Raw genomic sequence first — 5,778 nt, forward strand, 5'->3', positions numbered from 1 at the left:
AAGTTGTTCAGGTAGCGTTTGCGGTTCTCGCTTTGTGTTTTGGTCTTGGTAATCTCGGCTTGTTTTCCTTCTTCAATTTCTTCGGTTCTTTCAGCGACATAATCTCTTTGGGCTGCTTTGTCATATACAGGAATTTTCTGATAGCCTTTTTCATCAGTTATACCAATTAAAAGGTCTTTGTATTTTTCTTCCAGCTCCTTTAAATCCGTTGTAAGCTTGTTTTGTACGAACTTTTCGTGAGCTGAAACTATTTCTTCAGAAATGTTATCGGGGTGTTTGCTGCTTAGTTGTTTTTGAATCAGTTTTTCAAGTTCAGCCTTGCCGTAAGGTTTTTTCAGTACGTTGCATTCACATTTTTCCAAATAAGTATCGTTACCAAAAACCGAACGTCCACCTTTCCCGGCAATCACCACACGCTTTTCAAGGGATTCCGCTTTCAGGTTAAGGACTTCCACCTCTAGGTCGTACTCATCTGCTTGCTTGAGGTATTCAATGTAATCGTTGTATCGCTCAATAACCTCTTGGTAAAACTTCTCCTGTTCCTTTACTGATAAAACAGCCACACGCCCTGTTACTTTTGAAGCATCACCTTCTGATGGTGTTTCATCGCTTTCTTTACCCTCAAATTTGAGTGGGTTATCCAGGGCTTTGTTTAGCTCTTCATTCTCCAACATGTATTGGCGAACCACTTTATCACCGTACTTATTCAGAAAGTCATCGGATTCCAATTGTGATTTGCTGCTTTTCTGGTTGGAGGTGGTGTTGGCATCCAATGATTTCAGCTTCTTTTTGAGCATCATCATAAACCGCTTTTGTGCCGGGATGGATGAGATAATGTAATCGTAAAACGGTTTCATTATCTGCCCTGTACGGTTGATACGTCCACGCTTTTGAATTTCTGTATTGATGTTTAGTTCAGGTTGGAGTATCACCATCACACGCTGCTTCACCTTTTCTGCTGGAACTTTATCGGTAACAATGGCATGTGCAGAAGCTCCTGTTGAACCACTTTGATTGATAAGCAAACAATCAATTTCATTGTCATTGAATTGACGAAACAAATCTGCCGTATTTTCCTTTTTTCGGCTCATCACCAATGCCGTTGTATTCTTTGCTTTGGTGGAATTGTACTGTACACAAAGTTTTCGCCCAGTTACTTCACCAACTGAATAGCCGGCTTCTTTTATCTTTTGGATAATCAAATCAAGCGGACTAATTGTGATTCCTGTGGAAGCCTGTTCGATTCTCCTGATAATATCGTAATAAGCCAATTGAGCATCTTCCGATAAATCTGCAATATTGAATTGCTTGCCCTGTGATTCTCCATCAATATCCTTTTCGGTGTAGCGAAGAACAGAATCCAATCCCTTTTCCAAAACGGTTGAGAAGTCTCCGTTAATCACATCATCAGGTTTAGCCATTCCCTCTAAAAAGCTCCCCATCGTTGAAGCAAAGGCAATGATAGGTTTCTTACCTTCTTTCAGCCTGTTTATGGCATGGTCTGCAACATCGGAAGCATTCAGGCTAAAGAGTAATTGATTAATGACGTTAAAGACCTTTGAGAAATACGGAATATTATCAACCCCGGCTTTCTCTGTTCCTTTGCGTGTTTCAACCTCTTTGCTTTCGGCTGCTGCAATTTTATCAAGCTCATCAACCTGTTTGTTAATGTACTTCTCCTGGAACCCGATAATATCACGAATAATTGAGGTTACTTTGTCTGCGGTATCGGCTTGCTCTTTGGCTTTTTCTTTCAGCTCGATGTAGTTTACTTCGACACCTTCAAAAGAGCGTTCACGCCTAATCATTTGCCCCTCGGAAACCAATTGGGCTGCTAATACTTCCTGCAATGCAACACCGCCTTTGGTGATGGCTTCTACCAAATCCTCTTTGCTCATATTGGCATCACTCATTGAAGTCTTTTGAGCATAAATCGGCATGTTATCAGGTCGCTTTGCAAATGTGGCTGACAGGAAACAAACGCCTTTGGTTTGCCTTAATACACCTTGCATAAATTCACCTGTATTGGAGCTACCCGAAGCATTGTGAGCTTCGTCCATAATAATGATATTACCGCTACTTGCAGCATTTAAAAACTCTTGTTTGGCTGGCTTTTTGGGCTGATTGAATTGCGAATAAGTGGCACAAACAAAGTTGTAATTGTTGGGTACTTTCTTACCCTTAATAATCCGCTCTTGTGTTGGTTTTTCAGGTGCTGTGTAAATGACTTCACCGCTTTTGTCCTTCACATTGGTTTTACTCTCTTTGGTGTTCACTATAAACGGTACCAGGGCAGAGCTACCAATGTCGGACAAATCCCGATACAGGTCAGTAAACAGGTTGGGCTTTTCGGATAAGAACACAGGTTGCAGTCCACTTTTAACACCGTAGCGGATTAAAGCTGCTGCGGTTCTTCCTTTACCAATTCCTGTTTGGTCGCCAACTATGATTCCCTGGCCACGCTTCTCGATATTGTAAATTGCCAATGATACCGCATCAATCTGTTCGCACGAAAGCGACTTGACAAGCTCGTCATTGCTGTAATCGAGTTTCTCACAGGCGTAGTCAAACAATGGCATTCCGATACTTTTCTTTACTTTCCGGATAGCAATGTGCATTTCGTGTCCCATAGAATCGGGAACGGTTGTATCCAGGATAAAACCTTTCTCGGCTGTCGGGATATAAGCCATGCCCAGCCCTTTATGACCGAACATTCCCTGTAAATATTCATGCTCGTTTTGAGCCAGTTTTTTAGTGCGGACAAAGCTTTTATTGTTAGTGGTTCTAAAACCCAATTCAATAAGCCTTGCCGATATATGTTTTGGTGGAACGCTACCAAACTTTATGGTAATGCTGTTCTTGCTAAATACTATTGCTTGTTTCATACTGCTTCTGTTTTAATTCGATTGCCCTTGCCTTAATTTGATTCTGCTGAATGAAAGCCTTCCTTTTTGCTTTGCCCTGATTAAGCTGATTGAGTACATGAAGCCCAAGCTTCGGGTGTACACAATTGCGTAGAACTTGACCACCGTCATGGTTTCCTTTGTAGTAGATGTTTCCCTTGTAGTTGAAACCCAATTGCTTTTTTAGCTCCTCCGGAGTAGCAGAAAAAATGCCTTTGATTCCGGGAATATCAATTGCCTCGATATGGTAATTGCTCCAAAACAAATGCCTTCCGATTTTGGCAGTTGGTTCGATGAGTGGCTCATAATAGGGAGCTACATTTTCAACTACCCAATTGCCTTTGAAGAAGTATTTGAGTAAAAGGATTTCTTCATAGAGTTTTAAGTCGGGATATTTATTGATGGTGTGCCGTGTGGCTCTCATCATCTTGCTATGGCTCTGACACGGTGGACTGCTCCAAATAAAATCGTAGTCTCGAAAATTGCGGACCAGGTAATCATGTGCATCACCAATTACAATCTTATCATTTGGAAAATGCTTTTTGTAAACGGCTGCTATCTGCTCGTTATTCTCAACGGCAGTCACGCTAACACCTTTCCACAATTTGCGGTTTCCTCCCAAGCCACTATATAAGTTCAGTATCTTCATGGCTAGGCAGTTTTTCTATTATTTTCTTGCTGTGCTACCGTCCATTGGTCAGCCATTGCATCGGCAATCCCCTGAAAGGTTTTACTGCGAACCCTGCGTCTTTCTTCATCGCTTAAATCCCTTGCTTTGTAGTACCAAAGCGGTTGCCGTCTCCAACGTTTTTTCTTCTTGTCGTACCAATGCTTGTATTCCAATTGGTCTTCATCAAGCATATCGGTTGGTTCAAGTAGCGGTAAGTTCTTTAACCACAAGCAAGTTGATTTCTTTGCATTGTCGCCAAAGTAGTAGGGCTGAATAATTTGGTCAGGCTTGCGTATTGCTGTACTGATAACACCAATAGGGTTTTCAATGGCAATTTTATCAATCGGAGCTTTCATCAGTTTGCGGATAAAAGCCAATGCTTTCTTACGTTCCTTTTGACGTTCCGGGTCATGCATCCAAGCATTGCCTGAAACAGTAAGATAGGTGCATGGAGGAAATGCTATCATCAAATCCCAACCTTTATCCAATTGGTTCAATACATCATCCTGGATGTGCCATTCGGGATGTAAGCCTGTGGTTGGAAGAATATCACAGCTATGGGCTTCATGTCCCCGACTGCGAAGAGCCATTGTAACGGTCTGGCTTTCTTCACAAGCTACCAAAATGCGTAATGGTCGGTTTGCCGTTGGGAGTTTGCCAAGTGATAGCTGTTTTTGCTTTATCAGGATGGCTTTAGCACGAAGTTTAATGACCTTCGCATCTTTGGTTTGTGGCTTTGGGCTTGTGCTGTTGCCTAGACCAACTCTGTCCCAAAGTTCTTCATGGGTATTGACAATGGTGCTGTGCAGTTTATTTTTGAGTGGAGCTGCTCCATCGGGAACTGCTTTTGCTCCATCTATCAAAATCAATCGAGTATTGATTGAAGTTCCTTGTCTGGAGTAAAGCTTTTTACCGTTAATAGGGATAATATCTTCAACGTTGTAAAAGTGGTAGAGGTAATTCAGGAAAATACGGTTAGTTCCTGCGGTAACACGACCATGTTCGTCCCATGTGGTATGACCTCCAATGATAATGGCAGCTTTACCGTTATCCTTCATGCAACGTAGAGCGTTTAATGCCATTGCATGTTCCAATCGCTTGATTTTAAATTTTCCGAAAAGTTCAGGTTGAGAAAGTGAACCGAAAGGTGGATTCGTAATTATACCGTCAAAACTTCTGTCATAAGCTGCCGGAGGTTTTAATGCATCCCAAGAGCTGACCTTTGCAAAAGGTTGTTCTTTCAAGTTGGCAAGCCTTACATCGTCCAGCTCGTTAACATGGGTATAGTGATACGGCAAAGCAATGGTTAAAAGTCCATTCCCTGCCGATGGCTCTAAATACTTTGGAAAATCGTTTTTATCATTGGTAAGGTGAGCATTGCCGACTATTTTACCCTTTGTGCTTCCTTTTACGATGTTCTTAAAAGCTTTGTAGCCTGATAAACTACCTGGTTTTAAAATATAACTTGATGCCAGGAATGAAATGGGTGCCGGAGTGGAATATTGCTGCATCAACACACTCATGCTTGTTCGCATGGAAAGATTGACCTGTGATTGATACAGGGCTACAATATCAAGGTACTTTTCGTAAGTGGTCAGCGAACTGTCGTGTGCTATCTCTCTTGCGTTAAGGATTATTGCCAGTTCGGTAAATTCTTTCACCAAGTTTTTATTGGCAATACCGAAGCTTTTGGCAATGTTTTCAATAGTGGTTTTAGAGTGCTTACGTTCCGCCTTTAAATCCTTACGAATCCTTGATATGTAGCCCTTTTTATCCATGAACAAACAAGAACTACATGATTGTGTGAGCCAAATAGAAAAGACCTATGAATATCTCTGCTGCCATTGTCAGCTCCAAACACCAAATTCGCTTATCGGCAAAGCCTGTTGCAATCAAAGCCGAAATAGCGATGATGATGGTGTATTCAATATTACCGAAGCTGAAAAAATAGCTTAATCCAAGGAGCGTAAAACCACCGATTGCCGATACATAATGAGCAATGCGGATAAACAGGTTTCGCTTAAAGTCGGAAAATACACCAACTAAGAAGATTCCGATACCACCTCCGATAACCCACCAATCGGCAGATTCCTTAATAAACAGACCTGTTATGATGATGGCCAGTCCACAAACCCACATCACTATCTCAAATACAAGCTTGTAGGGTTTGCGTAAAAAGTAATTACTATCGGAAATTGATTTGCG

Annotated in this window: 4 protein-coding genes; all 4 read right to left on the minus strand. The window is 41.6% G+C overall.

Translation table 11 applies throughout. The annotated features are described in order from the left end of the window. Window positions 1-2,885: strawberry notch family protein (locus tag J1N10_RS20330; protein WP_262328570.1), on the minus strand; the 2,885-nt coding region annotated here is incomplete at its 3' end. After that, window positions 2,863-3,552 (minus strand): DNA cytosine methyltransferase, encoded by a 690-nt coding sequence (locus J1N10_RS20335; RefSeq protein ID WP_262328571.1) that lies wholly within the window; start codon window positions 3,550-3,552, stop codon window positions 2,863-2,865. The genes J1N10_RS20330 and J1N10_RS20335, both read right to left, overlap by 23 nt. A gap of 2 nt (window positions 3,553-3,554) precedes the next feature. Beyond that, complete coding sequence (locus tag J1N10_RS20340; protein WP_262328572.1) at window positions 3,555-5,351, minus strand: class I SAM-dependent methyltransferase; 1,797 nt, start codon at window positions 5,349-5,351, stop codon at window positions 3,555-3,557. 13 nt (window positions 5,352-5,364) lie between these two features. Continuing rightward, on the minus strand, window positions 5,365-5,778 hold a 414-nt coding region (locus J1N10_RS20345), incomplete at its 5' end, for a hypothetical protein (protein WP_262328573.1).

The organism is Carboxylicivirga litoralis (assembly GCF_025499605.1).
Taxonomy (GTDB): Bacteria; Bacteroidota; Bacteroidia; order Bacteroidales; family Marinilabiliaceae; genus Carboxylicivirga; species Carboxylicivirga litoralis.